The 22,313-nt window shown below is 51.9% G+C and carries 24 protein-coding genes and 2 pseudogenes; 9 read left to right on the top strand and 17 right to left on the bottom strand.

Going from position 1 to position 22,313, the window contains the following annotated elements:
* The first annotated feature begins 35 nt into the window (after window positions 1–35).
* Window positions 36–1,247 carry a tyrosine transporter TyrP gene (gene tyrP, locus M2371_RS05475; protein ID WP_172894219.1) on the top strand — a complete coding sequence of 404 codons (1,212 nt, stop codon included), beginning with the start codon at window positions 36–38 and terminating at the stop codon, window positions 1,245–1,247.
* On the opposite strand, the gene M2371_RS05470 is transcribed toward tyrP, so the two are convergent.
* On the bottom strand, window positions 1,248–2,138 hold the full coding sequence (locus M2371_RS05470) for an ABC transporter six-transmembrane domain-containing protein (RefSeq protein ID WP_115628569.1): 891 nt from the start codon (window positions 2,136–2,138) through the stop codon (window positions 1,248–1,250).
* A 95-nt stretch (window positions 2,139–2,233) separates the two neighbouring features.
* Here M2371_RS05470 and M2371_RS05465 point away from each other — a divergent pair, with 95 nt between their 5' ends.
* On the top strand, window positions 2,234–2,821 hold the full coding sequence (locus M2371_RS05465) for a TetR/AcrR family transcriptional regulator (RefSeq protein ID WP_259267092.1): 588 nt from the start codon (window positions 2,234–2,236) through the stop codon (window positions 2,819–2,821).
* On the opposite strand, the gene M2371_RS05460 is transcribed toward M2371_RS05465, so the two are convergent.
* The 8 genes and pseudogenes from M2371_RS05460 to M2371_RS05430 form a co-directional block, all read right to left on the bottom strand.
* Window positions 2,822–3,718: a transporter substrate-binding domain-containing protein gene (locus M2371_RS05460; protein WP_115628567.1), complete on the bottom strand. Its 897-nt coding sequence runs from the start codon at window positions 3,716–3,718 to the stop codon at window positions 2,822–2,824. It lies immediately after the preceding gene.
* Between the two features lie 9 nt (window positions 3,719–3,727).
* Window positions 3,728–4,507 carry an amino acid ABC transporter ATP-binding protein gene (locus M2371_RS05455; RefSeq protein WP_259267091.1) on the bottom strand — a complete coding sequence of 260 codons (780 nt, stop codon included), beginning with the start codon at window positions 4,505–4,507 and terminating at the stop codon, window positions 3,728–3,730.
* Entirely contained in the window at window positions 4,491–5,429 is a 939-nt protein-coding gene (locus M2371_RS05450) for an amino acid ABC transporter permease (protein ID WP_172894210.1), read from the bottom strand. The genes M2371_RS05455 and M2371_RS05450 overlap by 17 nt, the downstream gene beginning before the upstream one ends.
* A gap of 9 nt (window positions 5,430–5,438) precedes the next feature.
* Entirely contained in the window at window positions 5,439–5,945 is a 507-nt protein-coding gene (locus M2371_RS05445; protein ID WP_259267090.1) for a GNAT family N-acetyltransferase, read from the bottom strand.
* Between the two features lie 10 nt (window positions 5,946–5,955).
* Window positions 5,956–6,905 (bottom strand): annotated as a pseudogene (locus M2371_RS21620) (ABC transporter substrate-binding protein); the annotation flags it as partial.
* A gap of 101 nt (window positions 6,906–7,006) precedes the next feature.
* Window positions 7,007–8,309 (bottom strand): annotated as a pseudogene (locus M2371_RS21615) (LLM class flavin-dependent oxidoreductase); the annotation flags it as partial.
* Window positions 8,310–8,326: 17 nt separating this feature from the next.
* Window positions 8,327–9,448: an amidohydrolase gene (locus tag M2371_RS05435; protein WP_259267089.1), complete on the bottom strand. Its 1,122-nt coding sequence runs from the start codon at window positions 9,446–9,448 to the stop codon at window positions 8,327–8,329.
* A gap of 10 nt (window positions 9,449–9,458) precedes the next feature.
* A complete protein-coding gene (locus M2371_RS05430; protein ID WP_259267088.1) occupies window positions 9,459–10,481 on the bottom strand; it encodes an MsnO8 family LLM class oxidoreductase in 1,023 nt (340 codons plus the stop codon).
* A 311-nt stretch (window positions 10,482–10,792) separates the two neighbouring features.
* Here M2371_RS05430 and M2371_RS05425 point away from each other — a divergent pair, with 311 nt between their 5' ends.
* Genes M2371_RS05425 through M2371_RS05415 form a run of 3 tightly spaced genes read left to right on the top strand, consistent with a single transcriptional unit; the run spans window position 10,793 to window position 12,455 of the window.
* A complete protein-coding gene (locus tag M2371_RS05425; protein ID WP_259267087.1) occupies window positions 10,793–11,116 on the top strand; it encodes a helix-turn-helix domain-containing protein in 324 nt (107 codons plus the stop codon).
* Window positions 11,101–11,415 (top strand): HipA N-terminal domain-containing protein, encoded by a 315-nt coding sequence (locus M2371_RS05420; RefSeq protein ID WP_172894199.1) that lies wholly within the window; start codon window positions 11,101–11,103, stop codon window positions 11,413–11,415. Before M2371_RS05425 ends, M2371_RS05420 begins: the two co-directional genes overlap by 16 nt.
* A gap of 2 nt (window positions 11,416–11,417) precedes the next feature.
* Entirely contained in the window at window positions 11,418–12,455 is a 1,038-nt protein-coding gene (locus M2371_RS05415) for a type II toxin-antitoxin system HipA family toxin (RefSeq protein WP_259267086.1), read from the top strand.
* A 114-nt stretch (window positions 12,456–12,569) separates the two neighbouring features.
* On the opposite strand, the gene tsr is transcribed toward M2371_RS05415, so the two are convergent.
* The 3 genes from tsr to M2371_RS05400 form a co-directional block, all read right to left on the bottom strand.
* The gene (gene tsr, locus M2371_RS05410) at window positions 12,570–14,234 is read right to left on the bottom strand and encodes a methyl-accepting chemotaxis protein (protein WP_172894194.1); all 1,665 of its coding nucleotides are present in this window, start codon (window positions 14,232–14,234) and stop codon (window positions 12,570–12,572) included.
* Between the two features lie 86 nt (window positions 14,235–14,320).
* On the bottom strand, window positions 14,321–14,899 hold the full coding sequence (locus M2371_RS05405) for a PadR family transcriptional regulator (RefSeq protein ID WP_081908397.1): 579 nt from the start codon (window positions 14,897–14,899) through the stop codon (window positions 14,321–14,323).
* Between the two features lie 10 nt (window positions 14,900–14,909).
* Window positions 14,910–15,671: a siderophore-interacting protein gene (locus M2371_RS05400; protein WP_259267085.1), complete on the bottom strand. Its 762-nt coding sequence runs from the start codon at window positions 15,669–15,671 to the stop codon at window positions 14,910–14,912.
* Between the two features lie 266 nt (window positions 15,672–15,937).
* Here M2371_RS05400 and M2371_RS05395 point away from each other — a divergent pair, with 266 nt between their 5' ends.
* Window positions 15,938–16,165, top strand: a complete 228-nt coding sequence (locus M2371_RS05395; protein WP_115628550.1) for a YdcH family protein — start codon at window positions 15,938–15,940, stop codon at window positions 16,163–16,165.
* Between the two features lie 68 nt (window positions 16,166–16,233).
* On the opposite strand, the gene yqfB is transcribed toward M2371_RS05395, so the two are convergent.
* Window positions 16,234–16,563 carry a N(4)-acetylcytidine aminohydrolase gene (gene yqfB / locus M2371_RS05390; RefSeq protein WP_172894188.1) on the bottom strand — a complete coding sequence of 110 codons (330 nt, stop codon included), beginning with the start codon at window positions 16,561–16,563 and terminating at the stop codon, window positions 16,234–16,236.
* A gap of 45 nt (window positions 16,564–16,608) precedes the next feature.
* A complete protein-coding gene (locus M2371_RS05385) occupies window positions 16,609–16,782 on the bottom strand; it encodes a GhoT/OrtT family toxin (RefSeq protein WP_115628548.1) in 174 nt (57 codons plus the stop codon).
* Window positions 16,783–17,013: 231 nt separating this feature from the next.
* Here M2371_RS05385 and M2371_RS05380 point away from each other — a divergent pair, with 231 nt between their 5' ends.
* The 3 genes from M2371_RS05380 (at window position 17,014) to M2371_RS05370 (ending at window position 19,085) form a co-directional block, all read left to right on the top strand.
* Window positions 17,014–17,343 (top strand): DUF3302 domain-containing protein, encoded by a 330-nt coding sequence (locus tag M2371_RS05380; RefSeq protein ID WP_034495476.1) that lies wholly within the window; start codon window positions 17,014–17,016, stop codon window positions 17,341–17,343.
* Window positions 17,344–17,347: 4 nt separating this feature from the next.
* Window positions 17,348–18,484, top strand: a complete 1,137-nt coding sequence (locus M2371_RS05375; protein ID WP_259267084.1) for an HlyD family secretion protein — start codon at window positions 17,348–17,350, stop codon at window positions 18,482–18,484.
* Window positions 18,485–18,620: 136 nt separating this feature from the next.
* On the top strand, window positions 18,621–19,085 hold the full coding sequence (locus M2371_RS05370; protein ID WP_259267083.1) for a nuclear transport factor 2 family protein: 465 nt from the start codon (window positions 18,621–18,623) through the stop codon (window positions 19,083–19,085).
* A 47-nt stretch (window positions 19,086–19,132) separates the two neighbouring features.
* Here M2371_RS05370 and patD read toward each other — a convergent pair whose 3' ends face one another.
* Genes patD through M2371_RS05355 form a run of 3 tightly spaced genes read right to left on the bottom strand, consistent with a single transcriptional unit; the run spans window position 19,133 to window position 22,307 of the window.
* Window positions 19,133–20,557, bottom strand: a complete 1,425-nt coding sequence (patD, locus tag M2371_RS05365) for an aminobutyraldehyde dehydrogenase (protein WP_259267082.1) — start codon at window positions 20,555–20,557, stop codon at window positions 19,133–19,135.
* A gap of 15 nt (window positions 20,558–20,572) precedes the next feature.
* Complete coding sequence (locus M2371_RS05360; protein ID WP_259267081.1) at window positions 20,573–21,379, bottom strand: ABC transporter permease; 807 nt, start codon at window positions 21,377–21,379, stop codon at window positions 20,573–20,575.
* Window positions 21,369–22,307, bottom strand: coding sequence for an ABC transporter permease (locus M2371_RS05355; RefSeq protein WP_370511299.1), 939 nt, complete (start codon window positions 22,305–22,307; stop codon window positions 21,369–21,371). The genes M2371_RS05360 and M2371_RS05355 overlap by 11 nt, the downstream gene beginning before the upstream one ends.
* Window positions 22,308–22,313: the final 6 nt, after the last annotated feature.

The raw sequence follows: 22,313 nt of genomic DNA, 5'->3' as shown, positions 1-22,313 counted from the left end.
ATCTCGTTGTTACAAGCGTAAATTCAGAGGGAAGCGTGAAGAATCGCACTCTTGGCAGTATCTTTATCGTCGCCGGAACCACCATTGGCGCAGGAATGTTGGCAATGCCGCTGGCTTCTGCGGGCGTGGGTTTTGGCGTCACATTGCTTTTACTGGTCGGCCTTTGGGGGTTGATGTGTTACACCGCGCTGCTGTTGGTGGAGGTTTATCAACATGTATCCGCCGACACCGGGCTTGGCACCCTTGCCCGCCGCTACCTTGGGAAACCTGGGCAATGGCTGACCGGCTTTAGCATGTTGTTCCTGATGTACGCCCTGACGGCGGCATATATCAGCGGCGCGGGCGAACTGTTAGCGGTAAGCCTTAGCCAGTGGTTTTCTACCGATATTTCAGTGACGAGCGGGGTTTTGCTGTTCACGATTGTTGCCGGAGGGATTGTCTGCATCGGCACGCATATGGTGGATATGTTCAACCGCGTGTTGTTCAGCGCAAAAATAGTCATGTTAGTGGTGATGCTGGCGCTGATGATGCCGCACATCCACCACACTAATTTGCTGACGTTGCCGCTGGAAAAAGGCCTCGCGCTTTCGGCGATTCCGGTGATCTTCACCTCGTTTGGTTTCCACGGCAGCGTGCCGAGTATTGTCAGTTATCTCGATGGCAACCTGCGCAAACTGCGCTGGGTGTTTATCATCGGCAGCGCCATTCCGTTAGTCGCCTATATCTTCTGGCAAATCGCCACACTTGGCGCGATTGACTCGGGTGTGTTCAGCGGGCTGTTAGCCAGCCATTCAGGGCTGAATGGCTTGTTGCAGGCGGTGCGTGAAGTGGTGGCCTCGCCGCATGTCGAACTGGCGGTGCATCTGTTTGCCGATCTGGCACTGGCGACGTCGTTCCTCGGGGTTTCGCTGGGGCTGTTTGATTACCTGGGCGACCTGTTTAACCGCAATCGCAAGGCGTCAGGGCGCATGCAAACCGGGCTGATGACCTTTGTGCCACCGCTGGTATTCGCGCTGTTCTATCCGCAAGGTTTTGTGATGGCGCTGGGTTATGCCGGTGTGGCGCTGGCGATTCTGGCGTTGATTATCCCGTCTTTGCTGGTCTGGAAAAGCCGCCAGGTACAAACGGAAACGGTTTACCGTGTAGCTGGCGGTAAACCGTTGCTGATTATGGTGTTCGCTTGCGGTATCGCCGTGATTGTGATTCAGGCGCTGATCGCCAGCGGCGCATTACCGGAAGTCGGTTAATTACACCAGTCCGGTATTCACCCGTTTGCCTATCTCTTTAAGCTGGGAATACTTTTCCAGCAGAGATGGGCCGTCATCAAGACTCATGGCGAACATCCACATGTACGTCATGACGGAATAAATATGCCCGGCGTTCCCGACGCCTTTCGCGGTCATCAGGAAGATGGTCGTGGCAAACAGGAACGCGGCGGCAATACCTATTGATAAATAACCGAATGCTTCACGGTCAGACAGGCGAATACGCACGCGAGCTAAAAAGTCGTAATGCTTGTTTAGCGTATTTTCACTGGCGGTGCCCACGAACCCGACCTCTTTCTCCAGTCTGTCATTGAGCTTTTCATACAGCATTTCGTTTTTGCGTGTATAGCTCGGCAGGAACAGCGAGAAGAAAATCAGCACCGCCAGACACGCCACCCCGGCCCAGAACTCTATCGTCAACAGCATCACCACGGCACCGATTATTGATGCCACGGAAGTAATCAGCAGCGGCAGGTGTGTCTCGAAGAAGTTGACGAATTCACGTGACAACGTCACACGTGCGGCGATAGTTGAATGGCTATGCGCATCTTTACGCTGCGCCACAATCACCGGCACGGCCAGTTCTGCATAAATTCTGGCAAAGGTGCGGGTGTCCATACTCCGGCGTGCCGCGCCAATCGCCCACATCACAAAGACCACCAGCGCATACAGCAATGCATGAAGCGGCTGGCCTTTGATAATGGCGTTAATAGCAAAACCGGCCATCAGCGGGTAAAGCAGGTAAATGATGTTTTCGGCGACCACCAGCATCAGAGTAATGACTAATTTTTTACTGTGGAGTTTTGCGAGTTTTTTGATGGTATTTAATGCACCGCGTGAAGGCTGAAGCTGCGCGGCTTGTGAGGTTTCCATGACTTTAATTTCTTTCGTTGTTATTCTTGAGCGGTTGCTCAAAGAATGAAAAGAGTCTATTTGAGCACTTGCTCAAAGTCAACCGGGGTACTGTGATGAAAGAAAAAGCATCTGTTCTGAAAGAGAATATTCTCGATGCCGCGATCGTGTTGTTCACTGAAAAAGGGGTGGAAAAAGTCACCACGCGCGAATTAACCGAGCAAGTCGGCATCGCACGCAGCCATATTTATCACTATTTCCCCGACTGGCAGACGCTGTGTCTCGAAGCGTTTTCGCGTTTCATGTATGCAGAGCTGGAAACTTTTAGCCAAAAGTCTTGCGCGCTGCCGCCTGAGCAGGGTTTGAAGACTTTTATCGAAGATTATTTGCCTGACCGCGCCGATGCGGTTTGGGAGCTGTATGGCTCGTTGTGGCGTCTCGCGGTACACAACAAGGTGTATGCCGACTTTGCGCTAACGCTGACTGAAAAGTGGGATGCGTTGCTGGCGAATATCATTCGCGCGGGCATTGAAAGCGGCGTATTTCGCCAGACCGATGTCTGGCGAGTGACCCGCCAGCTTGGAGCTTTGCTGAACGGGTACTCGGATCAACTGATCATCGACAGCGCCCCGCTGGCCAGAGATCAGGCGCTGGAAGATATTTATGGTTTTATTGAGCAGGTTTTGCTCGTTATTAAGCGTTAATCAAGGATAAGTAATGCCGGGTGGATTCACCTCAGACGCCGCGACTTCTTCACCCTTTTCTCCCCAACGGTCGAGAACTTGCTGATATTCGCCACGTTTCACCGCACCATCAAGCGCGGCTTGTAAGGCATAAACCAGCCCGTTACCTTTTTTGGTGGTGGTGGCGACATACGCTTTTTTAGGCCCAAGTCCCACAACGCGTGTTTTCCCGGTTAACGCCGCTTTATAGGCGGCCACACTTTGAGGGCCGAATGTCGCATCTGCCCGGCCAGCCTGAATATACAGGTTGCCGGAAGCGTCATCCGTCAGGTAAATCGGCTGGGCCGGTTTGCGCCCTTCACGTTCATTTTGCTCATTCCAACCCAACAGGATCTTTTCCTGATTCGTGCCGGAACCCAAAATAATCCGTAACCCGGCAACATCTACCGGGCCTGCAATTTTTTGAATCGGACTGTCTGATTTCACCGAAAACGCCAGGGAATCTACGCGATAGGTCGCAAAATCAAACTTCGTTTTACGCTGCTCTGTCACCGCGATATTCACCAGGGCCACATCATATCGCCCGGACGTAATCCCCAGCGGCCAGTCTTCCCAGGCGGTCGGCACCAATTTGAGTTTTAGCCCGAGACTATCGGCAAGCAAACGGGCGATATCCGGATCGCTGCCGATCCGGGTGCGGTTATCGCTCGCCAGCATCGCAAGCGGCGGTGAATTGAGGGCGGAAATTGCCACCGTCAGCGTTCCCGGTTCAACAAATTGATAGTTCTGCGGAATTTTACCGATAGCAATCGGATCTTTAGCCGTATGTATCGGCTGTTCATTCGCCTTCAGATCCAGACTTCCCTGAGCAAAGCTCGCGGTACTCAAAACAATCAGCGCCAGTGGGACAAATTTCATGCCTGCTCCTTAAAGTACTTTCGATAAAAACTGACGCGTTCGCGAATGCTGCGGATGGTTAAGCACTTCGTCGCTGCTACCTTGCTCAACAATTTTGCCATCCACCATAAACACCACGTTATCCGCCACTTCCCTGGCAAAACCGATTTCATGGGTCACGACCACAAGCGTAGTGCCGGAACGCGCGAGCTTTTTGATGACGTCCAACACTTCGCCCACCAGCTCAGGATCAAGCGCCGAGGTGGGCTCATCAAACAACATCACGCGCGGGCGCAGCGCCAGAGCGCGGGCTATGGCGATACGTTGCTGCTGCCCGCCGGAAAGATGCCGTGACCAGGCGTCCGCTTTATTACGCAGCCCCACCACATCCAGCAGTTGATACGCCTGTTCAATCGCCGCTTTGCGATTGAGTTGCTTATGGGCAATCGGCGCTTCAATCAGGTTTTCCAGCACCGTGAGATGCGGGAACAAATTGAAGTTCTGGAATACGTAACCAACGTTGACGCGCTGACGCAGGATCTCTTTTTCTTTCAGCTCATACAGTTTGTCCCCGGACTGGCGATAGCCAATGTAATCCCCGTCAATCTGGATAAAACCTTCATCAACACGTTCCAGGTGGTTAATCGCCCGCAATAAGGTGGATTTACCGGAACCTGACGGCCCAAGGATCACCGTGACTGAACCCGGTTCCAGCTCGAGGGAAATATTATCCAGCGCTTTATGGCGGCCAAAATATTTACTGACGCCAGTAATCGAAATATGGCCGGTTGGATTATGGGAGTGGAGCATGGGCGGCCTCCTGAGTTTGCAGTACGGGCTGGCGTGGTGCCAGGCGGGCCGGGCTTTGTTGATTGATAGCCGAGCGGCGTTCACTGCGAGCCAGCCAACGTTCGACCAGATGCTGAATCAAAGACAGTACGCTTGTGATAACCAGATACCAGACCGCGCCGACCATCAGCAGCGGGATCACTTCCTGGGTGCGGTTGTAAATCATCTGAATGGTGTAGAACAACTCTGGCATCGCCAGCACATAAACCATCGCCGTCCCTTTCGCGAGGCTGATAATTTCATTGAAACCGGAAGGCAAAATGGTCCGCAACGCTTGCGGCAGAATAATGCGCACCGTACGTCGCCATGCCGGAAGCCCTAACGCCGCCGCCGCTTCATATTGCCCGTGATCGACGCCGAGAAACCCGCCGCGAATAATCTCCGCCGTATACGCGCTTTGCACTAACGTCAGCCCGACAACCGCCGTTGAAAACTGGCCGAGCACGTTAATGGTCTGATAGCTTCCCCAACTGATTTGGGTGAACGGAATACCAATCGAAAGCGTGTCGTACAAATAGGAGAAGTTATAGAGGATGATCAGCACCACAATCAGCGGCAGCGAGCGAAACAGCCAGATATAACCCCACGCCAGACTATTCAGCAGCCATGACGATGAGAGCCTGGCCAGCGCCAGCAATCCCCCAAATGCGACACTCAGCGCGGTGCCAATCAACGTCAGCAGCAATGTTTGCGCCAGCCCTTCCAGAATCACCGGATCAAAGAACCAGCGGGCAAACACACTCCATTCCCAGCGCGGGTTAAACGCCACCGACTGAACCACAATCGCCAGCACAAACAGGGCGACAATCGCCCCGAAAGTGCGCCACGGATAACGCGCCGGAACCACTTTGATAGTTGATGGGGTGTTTGAAGGTGTAGTCATGATGATTCCTCAGGCCGTTTTCAGCTGCGCAACGGTTAGCTGTTTGGTAAACCGTAAGCGCCCGTCGAAAGGAGCCACGCTGTATTCTTCCCGGTCGCGGTAGATATCAAACTGCGGTTGGTAATCAAGGCTCAGATACAGCTTTACTGCCTCCGGCTGGCGAAAGCCGGTGGTGAGATACAGATGGCTGTAACCGGCAAGCTGCGCCCTATTTTCCAGCTCCCGCATCATGCGCTGGGCAAGCCCTTGCTGACGTAATTCTGGATGCGTCCAGATACGTTTTATCTCGGCGGTATATTCATCGAATGGCTTATATGCGCCGGTAGCGATAATCTCGCCGTCACGTTCAAGCACGATGAACAACCCTTGAGGTGCCAGATACCATTCGGTTAATTCCACTTCCGCATCACGGGAAAAGTAGTCCCCGTAACGCGCTTCATATTCGCCAAACAGCCCGGCGATAATAGGCTGGAGTTCTGGCGCTTCGGGGGAAACATCTCGAAATTGTTCGCTCATGTTCGTCTCCTTAATCGCCAAGGCCTGCCGGGTTGATTTCAGATGCCGGGATTTGCTCGACACCTTCTCCCCAGCGGTTCAGCACTTTGTTGTAATCGCCATTCTTGATGACGCCGTTGAGTGCGGTTTGCACCGGGTCAACCAGCCCACTGCCTTTTTTCAGCGTCACAGCGATATGCGCCGCTTTCGGCCAGCCGCCATCCACCACGCCGACTAATTGCGTTTTCTGAGTTAACGCCGCTTTCCAGGCACCGGTCACATTCGGGCCAAAGAAGGCATCGGCGCGACCGGACTGGAGTGCGAGGGTTTGTGCTGCATCGTCTTTGGTGTAAACCGGGGTGAAAGGTTTAAGCCCTTTTTTCAGGTTCTCTCCGTTCCACGCCAGCAAAATAGATTCCTGGTTGGTGCCAGAGCCGACGATAATGCGCAGCCCGGCGATATCTTCTGCTTTCTCAATTTTCTTAATCGGGCTGTTGGCTTTCACGTAGAAGCCGAGCGAATCTTTACGGTAGGTCGCAAAGTCGAATTTCTGTTTGCGATCTTTGGTGACGGTAATATTGCTGATTGCCGCATCGTATTTCCCTGATGTCACCCCCAGCGGCCAGTCCTCCCAGGAGGTCGGCACCACGTTAAGCTCAAGCCCTAAGCTGTCTGCCACCAGGCGAGCAATATCCACTTCACTGCCCAGCAGCGTTTTGTTGTCTTCGGCAAACACCGTCAGCGGCGGCGAATTGAGTGCCGCAACCGCCACGGTAAATTTCCCCGGCACCGCAAAGCGATAGTCTTTAGGCAGTTGTGCCACCGCAGCCGGATTCACGGCGGTATTAATAGGCGTTTTATTGGCTTCCAGGCTGACGCCAGTGCCGTTGATCGTGACCTCTTGTGCGAAAGTTTGTGCCGATGACAGTGCCAGAGCGATAGCCAGAATTAGCGATGTTTTGTTCATAACAGATTCTCTTTATTATTTTGGTGTTGTTGTCGGATGACGCTTCGCTTATCCGACCTACGAATACGGTGTTGTAGGGTGGATAAGCGAAGCGTCATCCACCATTTTCACAAATATTGATTAACCGGACTCGCCAGCCCGAGGCTTTCACGCAGCGTGGTACCCGGATATTCGGTGCGGAACAACCCGCGGGCTTGCAGGACCGGAACCACTTCATCCACAAAGCGTGGGAAGGTGTCCGGCGTGCCGCCCTGAATGATAAAACCGTCTGCGGCGTGGCTCTCGAACCACTGTTGTAATCCGTCTGCAACCTCTTGCGCGGTGCCAGAAAAACGCGGACGAGGCGACGCCGCTTCCAGCGCCACCTGGCGTACTGTCAGATTGCGCTCGCGGGCATTACGTTTGATTTCATCCGTGGTGCTACGGAAACTGTTCTGCCCCAAATCCCCGATATCCGGGAACGCTTCATCCAGCGGATACTGGCTGAAATCGTGGTGTTCAAAATAGCGACCGAGGTAATTCAGAGCATCGTTAATAGAAACCAGCGCGGCGGTGGTTTGATATTGGTTTTCAACGTCGGCGGCATCTTTACCGACAATCACGCTCACGCCCTGGAAGATATGCAGATCCTCAGGCGAGCGCCCGTGATTTGCCAGTTGGCCTTTCACGTCACGATAAAAATGCTGCGCTTCTTCAAGGGTTTCATGATGGGTGAAAATAGCATCCGCATGGCGCGCGGCTAATTTTTTACCATCATCAGAAGCGCCTGCCTGAAATACAATTGGGCGACCTTGTGGGGTGCGAGAAATATTCAGCGGCCCCGCCACTTTAAAGAAATCGCCGTGGTGATTTAAGGTGTGTAATTTATTCGCATCAAAAAACTGCCCGCTTTCTTTATCACGAATAAACGCATCTTCTTCCCAGGAATCCCACAGCCCTTTCACTACATCGAGATATTCATCCGCAATGCGATAACGCAGCGCGTGTTCCGGGTGTTTCTCACGAGAGAAGTTCTTCGCCGAACCTTCCAGCGGCGAAGTCACCACGTTCCAGCCCGCGCGGCCTTTGCTTAAATGGTCCAGGCTTGCGAACTGGCGTGCGACGGTAAAAGGTTCGCTGTAAGAGGTGGACAGCGTACCGACCAGCCCTAAATGCGTGGTCACGCTGGCTAATGCCGACAGCACCGTGAGTGGCTCAAATCTATTCAGAAAATGCGGAATAGATTTTTCGTTAATATATAAACCGTCCGCGACAAATAAAAAGTCCAGTTTGCCGGCTTCGGCTTTTAATGCTGTCTCTTTGACAAACTCAAAATTAATACTGGCATCCGCAATAGCTGCCGGGTGACGCCAGGCCGACATATTCCCGGACGCGCCATGTAATATGGTGCCCAGGCGCAATTGTCTGTTGTTTGACATGGTGGTTCTCCAAATAGTTAATTAACCAGTAGCGCCTGTTCAGCAAGTGTGGCGAAATATCTTGCTGCATCTTCTATTAATGCTTCATCCGGATTAAATGCCGAATGGTGTAAACCATATGCGCTGGCGCTGCCAATGCTGACAAATGCGCCGGGAATGTTTTGCAGATAAACCGCGAAGTCCTCGCCGCCCATGTGCAGTTCAGAGGTTTGGGTCTGATATCCAAAATCTTGTGCGACCTGCATCGCAAAAGCCGCCCATTGTTCATCGTTGAGCAATGTTATTGGCCCGTTAAACCATTCCACTTCTATGTGTGCGCCAAACGCACTGGCTAAACCGGCTGCAATCTCACTGATTCGTTTCTCAACGTGACGTTGAACATCGGCGTTATGGGTACGCACGGTTCCTTCGAGTTCGACGTGTTCAGGCAACACATTCCAGGTATTCCCTCCCTGAATGCGTGTGACGCTGACGACCACTGAATCCAGCGTGTCGATATTGCGGCTGGCAATGGTTTGCAGGGCAATCACCAACTGGCTGGCAAGCACAATGGGATCATTTCCCTGATGCGGACGGGCAGCGTGCGCACCTTTGCCCTGCACCCGCAAAACAAAACGGTCAACGTTGGCGTAAAACGCGCCGCCTCGGGTGGCAAAGGTGCCTACCGGTAAACCCGGTTCATTGTGCATGCCGAAAATCGCGGTCACGTTTTCCAACGCTCCTGCTTTAATCAACGCTTTCGCGCCGGTAAAGTTTTCTTCTGCGGGTTGGAATAACAGGCGCACGCGCCCGGCCAGTTGCGATTCACGCGCTTTTAATAACAGTGCGGCGCCGAGGATCACGCTACTGTGAACGTCATGCCCACAAGCGTGCATCACTCCTTCATTATGTGAACTGAACGCAACGCCGCTGGTTTCCTGAATCGGCAGCGCGTCAATATCCGCACGCAGCGCGATCACCTTCTCGCCCTGCCCGATTTCTGCCACCACGCCGGTCGCCAGTGAGTAAGGCAATAACCGTATGCCAGCAGATTCCAGCCAGTGGCGTATCCGCGCGGTTGTTGCCACTTCTTCCCCCGAAAGCTCCGGGTTCTGGTGGAGTTCACGCCGCCAGTCGATAAGCTGCTGTTCAAATGTCATCTGCGTCCTCTTACCAGGCATCATGCTGGGCAGCAAAATCGAGGTGCGATATGGCAGGTTGAACGCCAGCTAACAAACGCAGCGATTGAAGACGAGCAGTTGGGTCGGCAATCGGGGTATCAATAATAAATTCGTCGATACCAAATTCTTTGCTTAATGCTGCAAGCCCGGCGTGAACCGTCTCCGCGGTGCCTTTTAGCAGTGAAGGTTCCCGGCGTTCGATTTTTTTGATGGTGCTCCCCGCCTGGCGAGCAAAAGCGTGGGCCTGCACTTCACTGGCCACACTGACGCGCTGGCCGTTTTCCAGCTCAACACTCCAGATCTCAACAAGACTGGCCAGTTGATCCGCTTTTCCAGCGTCAGCGGCGACAATCACCTGCACCGCGACAATCGTGTCGAGCGAACTGCGGCTACGCCATGAACTCAACACTTCGCGCATCAGGGCTTTGTCGCCATTCAGATGGGCGGCGTAGACAAAATTCCAGTTCAGGTTTGCGGCAAGCGTCGCACTTTCAAGGCTGGCACCTAACAAGAATCGGTCGGCGCTACGAGCGGGAACCGGCGTGGCACGCAGGGTTTCTTCGTCATCTTGTGTGGTAGGCAAAGAAAGCCAGTTATCAAGCTGGGCGAGTTGATCGGCAAATGAGGCTTTATCCTGCACGCCGCGCTGCAACGCTTTGGTCGAAAGCGGTAAACCGCCAGGCGCTTTACCAACACCGAGATCAATGCGCCCCGGCGCCAGGTTCGCCAGTAAGTTGAAGTTTTCGGCCACTTTATACGGGCTGTAGTGTTGCAACATCACCCCGCCGGAACCGACACGAATACGGTTTGTTTGCCCGATGATCCATGCAATAAGCAGTTCCGGCGAAGGGCTTGCCAGCCGGGCGGTGTTATGGTGCTCAGCAATCCAGAAGCGGTGATAGCCCCAGGTTTCGGCCTGTTGTGCCAGATGCAACGTGTGCTTCAAAGCCTCCGCAGGCGTGTCATCCTGTGCGACCGGGATTTTATCCAACAAACTGATTCGATAAGACATGCAACAAACTCGTGTTGATTAACATGCCTTCATTAATAGGGGTTCGCGCTACCTGAGTGAAACAATTAATTTACATTTGGTTATCCAGAATCTGGATAAGCCGTTTTTCATCCCTCCTGCTGGCTCATATATGGTCTATATTTAAAATTAATAATAGATACAAGGCTTTTTATGACCATGCAACGTCTAAAAAGACCTTAATTGACCCAATTTGATTTAATTGAGAACAAAAAGACCATTTATGATACATTCTTGTTTTCATGGCTCATAAATAACCATTTATAAGATAAAAAATACAACTGGGGTCAAATATGAACTACGACACCACCACGCTTGCAGACAAACTGCATGCTATGGGCGAATTATTGAATGACGTTAAAAAAGCGGTGATCCTGCGGGCGCAAGAATCAGACCTGGCGGTAAGCGAACACGTTATTAGTGAATCCGCACAACTCGGGGTGCAACTCAACCAGCGCCGCAAAGAACTCGACATCGACCTGGCAACACTTGAGCTGCAAACCGGCGTGTCGGCATCCACGCTCAAACGCCTGTTTAAAGATCCGGAACAGGTTAAATTTGGCACGGTATTACGCGTTGCCGATGCACTGGGTGTGAAATTATGCGCCGCCGTGTAGAGGTCTGGTTATACGGTGAGCCGGTGGGTGAGCTGCGCCAGGATGACGGCGGTTTTGCGTTTAGCTATCGCGCCGATTATATCGGCCCGCCGCTGTCGCTCAGTTTACCGGTGCGTGTGGGTCATTTTCAAAGCCCGACACTGCCGCCCTTTTTTGCCTCGCTGGCACCGGAAGGCTGGCTGAAAATGCGCTACAGCCAATTACAGCAGCGCGACGAGCATGACCTTCTCGGGATGCTTATCGACAACGGTAAAAACCTGATTGGTGCGGTGCAACTGGTCAGCATGCAGGAGGAGTAACGATGCGTTGCCATATTCTTTTGACGCCGCTGGTGCAGGCTAAAGAGCAGGAGTCCGGCTATTCAACCAAAGGGCTGAAGTACCTGACTGGCTCTGGCAAAGTGAACCCGCAGCTGAGTTTTACACGCAATGAATTTATACATGAATTGCCCAAAGCCCAGCGCGGAATGAGCATTTCCGGCTATCAGCCTAAACTGCAAATGGTGGTGCGCGACGGTGAATTTGCCGTGGTTGAACACCAGGGTGAATACATTCTTAAACCGTCTCCGGCAGAATTCCCCCATCTGGCGGAAAACGAACACGCCACCATGCGGCTTATGTCGCGGCTGGGATTTGACGTGCCGCCTCATGGGCTGGTGAGTTTTGCGCGTGAAGACAACCAAACCACACCAGAACTAGCCTTTGTGATCCGCCGCTTTGACAGAGACATTCAAACCGGGGCCGCGATCCACCAGGAGCAACTGGATGCGGCGATGAATGTCGGCGAAAAGTACGGAAAAACCGGTAGCGACGGCAAACAGAACGTCAGCTATCAGCAATTAGCCGAGTTTCTGACGCAACATGTGAACAGCAACCTCGCCTTTAAAATCGACCTGTTCCGGCGCATTGCTTACGCGTATCTGCTGGGCAATAACGATATGCATCTGCGCAATTTCGGGCTGATACACCCGCGTATCGGCGAGCCGACATTATCGCCGGTTTACGATTTTGTCTCGGTTGCGCCCTATCCGGCCATTTTTAGCTCAGGGTTTATGGCGCTGCCGTTACTGAGTTGCGAGGAAGGCGACCGCGAGTTAGCTCCAGGTTTTAAAACTGCATATGGTGAATATCTTGGTATGGATTTCCGGGAACTCGGCCTGGCGATAGGATTGACCGACAAACTTATCGTGAAGTTATTGAGTGATTTGCAAAAAGAGAGCCGCATTGTGGAAGCGGTATATCGTGATTCGTTTATGCCACCCGAGGCGATTGACGCCACGCTGCGTTGTTACTATCAGCGGCTGGACAGGTTGATGCGCCTGGATGAGGCGGAATTGTGAAACTGAAGGGTGAAAAAGAGTCGGGTGACGCTACGCTTACCCGACCTACGATTTCAAATTTGTAGGGTGGATAAGCGCAAGCGTCATCCACCAATGACATTTACATCACGAAAATCAGAAGGTTTCCCAGTTCTCGTTTGAATCGCTGACAGCGGCTTTACGATTCATCACCGGAGCGACAGTCAGTTTTGGCTCAACCTGACGAGACTCCTTTTTGGCTTCCTGACCAATACGGAATACGGCAACAGCCTGAGTCAAACGGCTCGCCTGATCTTCCAGTGCAGAAGCGGCGGCGGCAGACTCCTCCACCAGGGCGGCGTTTTGCTGGGTTACGCGGTCCATCTCAGACACCGCCAGACCGACCTGGTCGATACCCCGGCTTTGCTCATCCGATGCCGATGCGATTTCGCCCATGATATCCGTCACACGCGTGACCGCATTGACGATTTCACCCATGGTTTCGCCCGCGCTTTCAACCAGCGTTGAACCGGTGTCCACTTTGTTGACGGAATCTTCAATCAGACCTTTGATCTCTTTCGCCGCTTGCGCGCTGCGTTGTGCCAGGTTGCGCACTTCACCTGCCACCACCGCAAAACCTCGGCCTTGTTCACCGGCACGCGCCGCTTCAACAGCGGCGTTCAGCGCCAGGATATTAGTCTGGAAAGCGATACCATCAATCACACTGGTAATGTCGGCAATTTTCTTCGAGCTGCCAGCGATGTCATTCATGGTACGCACCACGTTATCCACCACTTTGCCGCCCTTCTGCGCGGTTTCTGACGCGCTCAACGCCAGCTGGCTTGCCTGGCGGGCGTTTTCGGCGTTCTGCTTAACAGTCGCGGTCAGCTGTTCCATGCTGGCAGCCGTCTCTTCAAGCGAAGCGGCTTGTTGCTCGGTACGGGAAGACAGATCGTTATTACCGATAGAGATTTCGCTGGCACCGCTATAAATCGCATGTGCGCCGTTACGAACTTCGTTAACGGTGCTCACAAGCTCTGACTGCATGTGTCGCAGACTTGCCGCCAGTTGGCCCATTTCATTGGTGCCATGCACATCGATGGTGTGTACCAAATCGCCATCCGCAATGTGGCGGATGTTATCAATCAAGCGATGAAGTGGTTCGATAAGCGTTTTCTTGATACCCAACCACACGGTGATAATGGCCGCGACAACCAGCGCCAGAATGACAACCAGGATCCAGATGGCCTGTGAATAAGACTGGTTATTGTCGTCAACCGCTTCCTGATACAAGTGGTCGTTTTGTTGCAGATAGTTAACGTACTCTTTCTCAAACCCGTCCTGATACTTCTGCGTCGGCTGGTCGAAGAATTCATTAATTTTACCCGCGCCCAGCAACTGAATCAGCTCGGCCAGCGCACCATGATAAATCGCGTAGTTACGCTTGATTTCATTGATGGACTCTTCGCTCTGGCGCGGATCGCGTGGCAGCGCTTCATACGCGGCCCACTCTTTCTCGGCCTGCTTGAGTGACTGGCTGGCAATCAGCATCAGCTCATTGACCGTCGCACCGCTGCCGATATTGTTGGTGTCCATCATATGACGGATGCCGGCACGGTTAAGCGTGTTGCGGGTTTGCAATAACGCCACCCAGCTACCGTTGAGCGTCGACTGTTGCTGGCGAATCGTTTGCAGCACAGTGAAGTTTTCTTTGTCGTTTTTCAGCGCGTTGAAGAACAACCCGCCGGACGTCATTTGTAAAATTCCAAATAAACCCAGCACAAATAGTAGGCTGGTAACAACTTTTATACGATTTAACATGCTTTTTTATTCTCATGGCAACAGAAGCATATAGTTTCGGCAGATTTGGGCGAATCTTTATGCTTCATTGTCGAGAATAGGCGAAATTAACTTCGCTCGATATCTTTCGCGGCCTGATCCAGGGTATCGATGATTTTATACAGCGTCTCTTTAGGTAAATCGCTCTGGCCAAGTTTGGTATTGAGCGCCATTTTGAAGTTATGAATCGCGCGCTGAATCTCAGGTAAACGGCGGTTGTCACCCAGCACGCCTAACGATTCGAGCTTCGCAATGATATGCCCAAGATGTTCCTGTTGTTGCGCGAGTTCAGCCTGGCCCTCTTCGGTTAACATCCAGGCTTTTTTACTGCTATCGCCCTGCACCGCAGCGATAAATCCCATCTCTTCCAGTAACGAAAGGTTCGGGTAGATAATCCCAGGGCTTGGTACGTATTCACCTTTAGCCGTCGCTTCGATGGACTTAATCAGCTCGTAACCGTGGGCTGAGTTACCGGAAAGGAAATGCAGGATCAGCAAACGAATGTCGCTGGCATCAAACAGACGTTCGCGGCGCATACGTGCTTTGCCTTCCATGCCGCCGTGTTCGTGGTGACCGCCGTGCAGGCCGTGTCTTTCGTGGCGTTCATGTCTGGCGCAAAAGCCGTGGTGAAGATGATGGATTCTCATATTGGTATCCTTATTTGTTATGCCAGTAAGCCACAGCGCGGACGTAATCCCCGTCCAGCCCTCGGTTTTCCAGCAGTTCATCGCTCAGTTGTTTCACATCGCGCCCTTCACCGGTTATCCAGATGAAATAGTCGCTGGATGGGAATTCAAGTTCGCTGATGCGTCTGGCGATAGATTCGGTATCAAGCCATTCGATATGTGCGTGTTCAAACTCACTGAGGTATTCGTGAGTATCCGGGTGGTGGCTGTTAACCAGCACCCGCGGGGAAATGTGTTGCGCCAGCGAAGCCAAACGACGGCGCACCGCAGGCAAGCCACTTTCATCACAAACATAAAGCTGGAAAGCGTAATCAACGGGAATAACCAGCGAACCTCTTGGCCCGCCAATCAGCAGCGTATCGCCTGCTTGCGCGGTTTCCGCCCACAGGCTGGCTACACCACCATCGTGAATATAGAAATCCAGCGTCAGTTCATTACGCGTCGCATCAAAATGCAGCGGCGTGTAGTCGCGGGAAATGGGGCGAGCACCTTCCCCCCAGACAATCCCGTCGTCAGTCACGGATGGACGCGCGAAGTCACCGTTTTCAGGTGGGAAGAAGACTTTTACGTGGTCATCAAAACCCTGTGAAGAAAAACCCGCCAGCTCCGGGCTGGTAAACACAATGCGGTGAAAACACCCGGCGATAGTTTCTTTATTTTTAACGGTTAGCTCGCGGAATTTGAGTTCATTTTTTACGCGTTGTGGGAGATTGGGTTTGGTTTGTAAGGTCATTGGATTCTCATTTATTCGGCGTTTAAGATATATCATAGATATGTTTTAGCACACGATAATGAGATTGTCGTTGTCAATTTTTGCTTTTATGCAAGGTATAACGTGGTGAAAATATAATCAGAATAGTGAACTCACAAGATGGGTCGCAAATTGACAAACCCTTACGAAGCGGTGCTTTCAATTTGCCTTAAGGAGTGCCTACACTGGCTATGGCAGCAAGTGCCAACCGACATTCCATTCACCCACCCAAGTCCAGGAGGTATGTCATGTTTCCTGAGTACCGTGAATTGATCAACGAACTAAAATCCGCTAACCCGCGTTTCCTCAGCTTGTTTGACAAGCACAATCAACTCGACGACGAAATTTTACGCAAGGGAGGACCGCAAGGAACGGGATGCAACGAAAAGGTCGTGCAGATGAAAAAAGAAAAGTTGCGGCTAAAAGATGAGTTGTATCAGATGTTGAAGAAGGCCAGTCAGCAAACCTCTTCGTAGGTCGGATGAGCAAAGCGTCATCCGACACTATTAACGCTAATGGTGGATGACGCTAGCGCATATGAATCCTACAAAACCCGTTTATCGCCCTTTGTCAGCAATCTAAAAACAATCGCGTAAAGCTCCGTCAAACCGGGGTAAATTTCACCAATCACTTCTTTGAGTTCCGGCAGTGTCATATTTTCCTGACGCGCGTGCTCGTCGGTCAGCTTTTCAAGCGCTACGGGGGTCACGCTCACGACTTCAATGGTACAAAAGTAAACGTCATCTTCATAACGCCCGACGCGCAACTGTTGGCCTGGGATGAAGTGCGACTCCGAAACATCGCGCAGCGTAATGGTTTTGCGCCCGGCAACGATATCGCTCTCAAAGCGTTGGAAAAATGTTATGTCGTTCATGGAATACCTGTTCGGCTAAACCCTAAGCCATGTATATGACGGGTTTTAGAAAAGAGAAAACATCAACGCGACTGGAAAACTCATCGGCCACGTTGCGCCCACCAGCACAGAGCTTAACAGTTTAATGCGTTTGGTATCGCGAGCCAAAAACCATGTGATAAAAGCGGTGATTAACGACATTGCAGCGTAAAAAACCAACATATGTTGATAAGTAGTCATGAATAATTAAGGGCTTTGAAAAATTATGTTGCGAAATATGCCGTTTTTTATGACTCAGATCAAGTTTTAGCGACCCTGCTGGGCTTCAAAGCATCCAAGGAAAAGCACGTGCCATCCCTGTTAACGGGGAGAACTTAATGATAACGGGTGAGATTTTTATAATTCCCTATCGCCTGGTTTTATAGCGTCTATCTTTAATACAGAACCGTCGTTCTATGAATCGAGGCCGCTATGTTTCTTAACTATTTTGCGCTCGGCGTGCTTATTTTCGTTTTCCTGATTATTTTTTACGGGATCATTATTCTTCACGATATTCCTTATCTTATTGCGAAAGCACGTAATCATCCCCATGCCGATGCTATTCATGTGGCTGGCTGGGTGAGTTTGTTTACGCTGCATGTTATCTGGCCGTTTTTGTGGATTTGGGCCACTCTTTACCGACCTGAAAGAGGCTGGGGTATGCAACAAAACCCCGACGCTACACTGGCTTCGTTGCAGCAAAGAGTTTCTGAGCTGGAGCAAAAGTTAGGCGACAATAAAATAATACCGCCATCGGAGTAACATCATGGATTTGCTCATTATCCTGACATATGTTGCTATTGCCTGGTCAATCTTCAAAATATTTAAAATACCGGTAAATAAATGGACAGTGCCAACGGCTGCCCTCGGCGGCGTATTTTTAATTGGCGCGCTTATTTTGTTAATGAACTACAACCATCCTTATACTTATCTAGCGCAAAAAGCGGTCATTTCTATTCCACTTACTCCGCAAGTCACCGGTGTAGTGAGTGAAGTGACTGATAAACAAAATATGATGATTAAAAAAGGAGAAGTGCTGTTTAAATTAGACCCCACCCGCTACCAAACGCGAGTGGACAGACTCCAGGCTGATTTAACCACGGCGATTCACAGCACGCAGTCACTGAAAGGTGAACTCGATGAAGCCATTGCGAATACCACGCGAGTCACCGCAGAGCGCGATAGATTATATAAAGATTACCAACGTTACTTGCGCGGCAGTCAGGCGCGAGTAAACCCGTTCTCTGAAAGCGATATTGATAATGCCCGGCAGAATTACCTGGCTCAGGATGCGCTGGTGAAAGGCTCGCTTGCTGAACAATCGCAAATTAAAAGCCAGTTAGACAGCATGGTGAATGGCGAACAATCGCAGATTGTCAGCCTGCGCGCCCAGCTTGCTGAAGCCAAATATAATCTCAACCAGACAGTGATTCGCGCCCCCAGCGACGGGTACGTAACACAAGTGCTGATTCGCCCCGGCACTTATGCAGCCGCCCTGCCATTACGCCCGGTGATGGTGTTTATACCGCAACAAAAACGACAAATAATTGCGCAGTTCAGGCAAAACTCTCTGTTACGCCTGGAAGCGGGTGATGAAGCTGAAGTGGTGTTTAATGCTCTTCCCGGCCAGGTTTTCCGTGGAAAACTCACTTCAATTCTCCCGGTGGTGCCTGGCGGCAGTTACCAGGCACAAGGAACATTGCAGTCATTAACACTAACTCCCGGCAGTGACGGAGTTCTCGCGGTCATTGAGCTTGAGCCAAACCAGCAAGTCGATGATCTACCGGATGGGATTTTTGCGCAGGTCGCCGTTTACTCTGACCACTTCACCCATGTTTCGGTGATGCGTAAAGTGCTGCTGCGGATGACCAGTTGGATGCACTATCTGTATATTGACCATTAATATTAAGAACTTATAAGCAAACACCTTAAACAAATTCTGATTTTGTTTTGCTCATTAATATCTGTGAATAACTGGCATTTATTTGAGTTGTTTTTAGATTACGATGAATGGCAATAAATCATACAGGGATTTGTAAATGGAACATCTACATAAGCAAATTATCAGCACGATATTAGAAATTGAACGCGCAGCAAGTGAGCGTTTCAATAAAGGGGATGTTTCCGGATATCTGGATATTTACCATGATGACGTCACGTATGTTGACCCGATGACACCCGGCATGCTCACTGATAAAAATGCAGTGAGGGCGTATTTCGATAAATCTTATTTAGGCGTTCAGATAGAAAAGGCGGAATGGTCAAATATTAACGTCGTCGTCAACGAATCGGCAAATACCGCTATTCTGACTTACAACCAGCAAAATCACATTCGCAGTAAAAATGATGGCGAATTACATCAAATGCCGCTGTGGAACTGCACCGAGGTGTATCGCCTGACGGATGGTCAATGGAAAATCGCCCATGCCAACTGGTCGTTTGCGCAACACCCTGTCCTTCTCAATAGCCTGAAAACGTTATTTACGCAGTTAGGTTACGTGTGAATTTATAAAAGTGGATAGCGATATTCGCTATCCGCTTTCACGAAAAGCTAGTGCTTAATCATCACATGCCGAATCACGGTGTAATCTTCCAGCCCGAATAACGACATATCCTTGCCGTAACCTGAAAGTTTTTGCCCGCCGTGCGGCATTTCGCTCACCAGCATGAAATGGGTATTCACCCAGGTGCAACCGTACTGCAACCGCGCACTCAGGCGATGCGCGCGACCCACGTCTTTCGTCCAGACTGATGAAGCCAGCCCATAACTGGAGTCGTTGGCCCAGCCCAGAACTTGCTCTTCATCGTCAAACGTTGTGACGCTGACAACCGGGCCAAATACCTCTTTTTGCACGATGTCGTCTTCCTGTTTCGCACCGGCAAGCAGCGTCGGCTGGAAGTAATATCCCGGCCCGTCTACTTTTTCCCCACCCGTCACCACTTTCACGTGCGCCAGGGCTTTAGCGGCATTTACCGCTTTGCTTACGCGTTCAAGATGGGCGGCGGAACTCAGTGGGCCAAGTTCGGTGGACTCATCATCCGGCGCGCCAAATTTCAGCGTGCTGACCGCCTCACCCAGTTTCTCGACCAGTTTGTCGTAAATTCCTTTCTGAGCGTAGATACGACACGCGGCAGTGCAATCTTGCCCGGCGTTGTAAAAACCAAAGGTGCGAACCCCTTCGACGACAGCATCTAAGTCGGCATCATCAAACACAATAACCGGCGCTTTGCCACCCAGCTCCATATGGGTGCGCTTAATCGAAGGCGCGGTGTGGCTGATGATATGTTCGCCCGTGGCAATCGATCCGGTGAGCGACACCATGCGCACTTTTGGATGTCCGGTCAGCGCATCACCCACGGTTTGCCCACGTCCAAACAGCACGTTCAGTACGCCCGCCGGGAAGATATCTTTCGCCAGGTCAGCGAGTTTCAGCGCGGTGAGCGGCGTAATTTCTGACGGTTTGATCACCACACAGTTGCCTGCGGCGAGTGCCGGGCCAAGTTTCCACGCTGCCATCATGAGCGGGTAGTTCCACGGTGCGATAGACGCCACCACTCCGACCGGATCACGGCGGACCATCGAGGTGTGGCCGCTAAGATATTCCCCCGCGGCCAGGCCATTCAGGCAACGGCTGGCTCCCGCGAAGAAACGGAAGACATCCACGACCGCCGGAATTTCATCATTTAACACGCAGTGGTAAGGCTTGCCGCAGTTTTGCGATTCCAGACGGGCAAACGCTTCGCCGTTTTGCTCGATAACATCCGCCAGCTTGAGCAGATGTTCGGCGCGCTCTTTCGGTGTGCTTTGCCCCCAGGATGCAAATGCAAACTCTGCGGCATTCACCGCATCGTTTACCTGCTCCGTTGTGGCTTCCGCAATCTCAAGCAGCACTTCCCCCGTTGCCGGATTGTAGACCGGCAATTTTTCACCCAGGCCGTTCACTAACTGGCCGTTAATTAAGAGTTGGCTTTGCATAGTGATACCCTTTCGTTATTTACCGCTGCCCGCGACTTCATCTCCGCCACGGCTCAGCCAGTACGCCCCTAAAATCGGAATGGTGGTCATCAGCATCACCATTAACGCCACGACATTTGTCACCGGTACTTCACGCGGGCGGCCCAGTTGGTTGAGCAGCCACAGCGGCAATGTGCGTTCATGCCCGGCGGTAAAGGTGGTGACAATAATTTCATCAAACGACAGCGCAAACGCCAGCATGCCCCCGGCGAGTAACGCCGAACCTAAATTGGGCAAAATGACGTAGCGGAAGGTCTGCCAGCCATCGGCCCCTAAATCCATCGACGCTTCAATCAGGCTATACGAGGTGCGGCGAAAACGGGCGATGACGTTGTTAAAGACAATTACCACGCAGAACGTCGCGTGCCCGACCACTATCGTGAAAAACCCCGGCTCAAAATTCATCATCTTAAAAGCGGTTAACAGCGCCAGTCCGGTGATAATCCCCGGCAAAGCAATGGGTAACAGCAGCAATAAAGAGATGGCGTTTTTGCCGAAGAATTCCCGCCGCCACAGCGCCGCAGCTGCCAGCGTGCCAAGAATCAAAGCAAGTCCTGTTGCCAGCGCGGCAATTTTAAGTGACAACGTCACCGCATCAAGAATATCGCCACGCGATGCCGCCACACTGAACCAGTGCAGCGTCAGCCCTTGGGGCGGGAAACTGAATGCCGCCTCTTCGGTGTTAAACGCATACAGCGCGATAATCAGCAGCGGGAAATGCAGGAAAATCACCCCACCCCAGGCGGCAATTTTCAACAGTAACGGAGCGCGTTCAGAGTGCATCGAAAGCCCCCAGTCGTTTCACCAGTGAGAGATAAATCGCAATCAGCACGATGGGCACCAGCGTAAAAGCCGCCGCCATCGGCATATTGCCAATCGCACCTTGTTGAGAGTAGACCATGTTGCCGATGAAATACCCTGGCGGGCCAACCAGTTGCGGCACGATAAAATCACCCAGCGTCAGTGAGAACGTAAACACGGAGCCTGCTGCCACGCCGGGGATCGCCAGCGGCAAAATTACATGGCGGAAGGTTTGCGTTGGGCGAGCACCCAAATCAGCAGATGCCTGTAATAATGACGGCGGCAAACGCTCTAGAGCGGCCTGAATCGGTAAGATCATGAACGGCAGCCAGATGTAGAGAAACACCAGAAAACGCCCAAAACCGGAGGTCGACAGCGTGTTACCGCCTACTGCCGGAATCGTCAGCATCAGGTTTAATAGCGGTTCCAACCCCATATGATTAAGGAACCACTGCGCCACGCCATCACGAGACAGCAACAGCGTCCAGGCGTAAGCCTTAACGATGTAGCTCGCCCACATCGGCAGCATCACGGCGATGTAGAAAAATGCTTTGAGTTTGCCCGAGGTATAACGCGCCATAAAATAGGCCATCGGGAACGCTAATACGGCGCTGGCGAGCGTGACGGCTACTGCCATGGTCAGCGTGCGCAAAATAATGTCGTAGTTCGCCGGGTTAAACAGCGCGGCGATGTTGGCAAAAGTCAGGTCCGGCGTGACCGACATGGTGAAATCATCGAAGGTGTAAAATCCCTGCCACAGCAGCGTTAACAGCGAACCAAGATAAATAACACCGAACCATAGCAATGGCGGCAGCAATAACAACGCTAGCCAGAACCCAGGACGTTGCCATAAAAACGTGGCGACGCGCCGCATCAGGCGGTTGTCAGGATGGGACGCGGGAAGACTCATATCCAT

The organism is Buttiauxella sp. BIGb0471, assembly GCF_024807715.1.
Taxonomy (GTDB): domain Bacteria; phylum Pseudomonadota; class Gammaproteobacteria; order Enterobacterales; family Enterobacteriaceae; genus Buttiauxella; species Buttiauxella agrestis.
Note: the sequence above shows the minus strand (reverse complement) of the source record. Positions and strands in the feature narration are given on the sequence as shown.

Excerpts from the sequence above, each read along its gene's own strand:
- M2371_RS05470 (WP_115628569.1), bottom strand. The coding sequence starts at position 2,138 with ATGGAAACCTCACAAGCCGCGCAGCTTCAGCCTTCACGCGGTGCATTA.
- M2371_RS05465 (WP_259267092.1), top strand. The coding sequence starts at position 2,234 with ATGAAAGAAAAAGCATCTGTTCTGAAAGAGAATATTCTCGATGCCGCG.
- M2371_RS05460 (WP_115628567.1), bottom strand. The coding sequence starts at position 3,718 with ATGAAATTTGTCCCACTGGCGCTGATTGTTTTGAGTACCGCGAGCTTT.
- M2371_RS05455 (WP_259267091.1), bottom strand. The coding sequence starts at position 4,507 with ATGCTCCACTCCCATAATCCAACCGGCCATATTTCGATTACTGGCGTC.
- M2371_RS05450 (WP_172894210.1), bottom strand. The coding sequence starts at position 5,429 with ATGACTACACCTTCAAACACCCCATCAACTATCAAAGTGGTTCCGGCG.
- M2371_RS05445 (WP_259267090.1), bottom strand. The coding sequence starts at position 5,945 with ATGAGCGAACAATTTCGAGATGTTTCCCCCGAAGCGCCAGAACTCCAG.
- M2371_RS05435 (WP_259267089.1), bottom strand. The coding sequence starts at position 9,448 with ATGACATTTGAACAGCAGCTTATCGACTGGCGGCGTGAACTCCACCAG.
- M2371_RS05430 (WP_259267088.1), bottom strand. The coding sequence starts at position 10,481 with ATGTCTTATCGAATCAGTTTGTTGGATAAAATCCCGGTCGCACAGGAT.
- M2371_RS05425 (WP_259267087.1), top strand. The coding sequence starts at position 10,793 with ATGAACTACGACACCACCACGCTTGCAGACAAACTGCATGCTATGGGC.
- M2371_RS05420 (WP_172894199.1), top strand. The coding sequence starts at position 11,101 with ATGCGCCGCCGTGTAGAGGTCTGGTTATACGGTGAGCCGGTGGGTGAG.
- M2371_RS05415 (WP_259267086.1), top strand. The coding sequence starts at position 11,418 with ATGCGTTGCCATATTCTTTTGACGCCGCTGGTGCAGGCTAAAGAGCAG.
- tsr (WP_172894194.1), bottom strand. The coding sequence starts at position 14,234 with ATGTTAAATCGTATAAAAGTTGTTACCAGCCTACTATTTGTGCTGGGT.
- M2371_RS05405 (WP_081908397.1), bottom strand. The coding sequence starts at position 14,899 with ATGAGAATCCATCATCTTCACCACGGCTTTTGCGCCAGACATGAACGC.
- M2371_RS05400 (WP_259267085.1), bottom strand. The coding sequence starts at position 15,671 with ATGACCTTACAAACCAAACCCAATCTCCCACAACGCGTAAAAAATGAA.
- M2371_RS05395 (WP_115628550.1), top strand. The coding sequence starts at position 15,938 with ATGTTTCCTGAGTACCGTGAATTGATCAACGAACTAAAATCCGCTAAC.
- yqfB (WP_172894188.1), bottom strand. The coding sequence starts at position 16,563 with ATGAACGACATAACATTTTTCCAACGCTTTGAGAGCGATATCGTTGCC.
- M2371_RS05385 (WP_115628548.1), bottom strand. The coding sequence starts at position 16,782 with ATGACTACTTATCAACATATGTTGGTTTTTTACGCTGCAATGTCGTTA.
- M2371_RS05380 (WP_034495476.1), top strand. The coding sequence starts at position 17,014 with ATGTTTCTTAACTATTTTGCGCTCGGCGTGCTTATTTTCGTTTTCCTG.
- M2371_RS05375 (WP_259267084.1), top strand. The coding sequence starts at position 17,348 with ATGGATTTGCTCATTATCCTGACATATGTTGCTATTGCCTGGTCAATC.
- M2371_RS05370 (WP_259267083.1), top strand. The coding sequence starts at position 18,621 with ATGGAACATCTACATAAGCAAATTATCAGCACGATATTAGAAATTGAA.
- patD (WP_259267082.1), bottom strand. The coding sequence starts at position 20,557 with ATGCAAAGCCAACTCTTAATTAACGGCCAGTTAGTGAACGGCCTGGGT.
- M2371_RS05360 (WP_259267081.1), bottom strand. The coding sequence starts at position 21,379 with ATGCACTCTGAACGCGCTCCGTTACTGTTGAAAATTGCCGCCTGGGGT.
- M2371_RS05355 (WP_370511299.1), bottom strand. The coding sequence starts at position 22,307 with ATGAGTCTTCCCGCGTCCCATCCTGACAACCGCCTGATGCGGCGCGTC.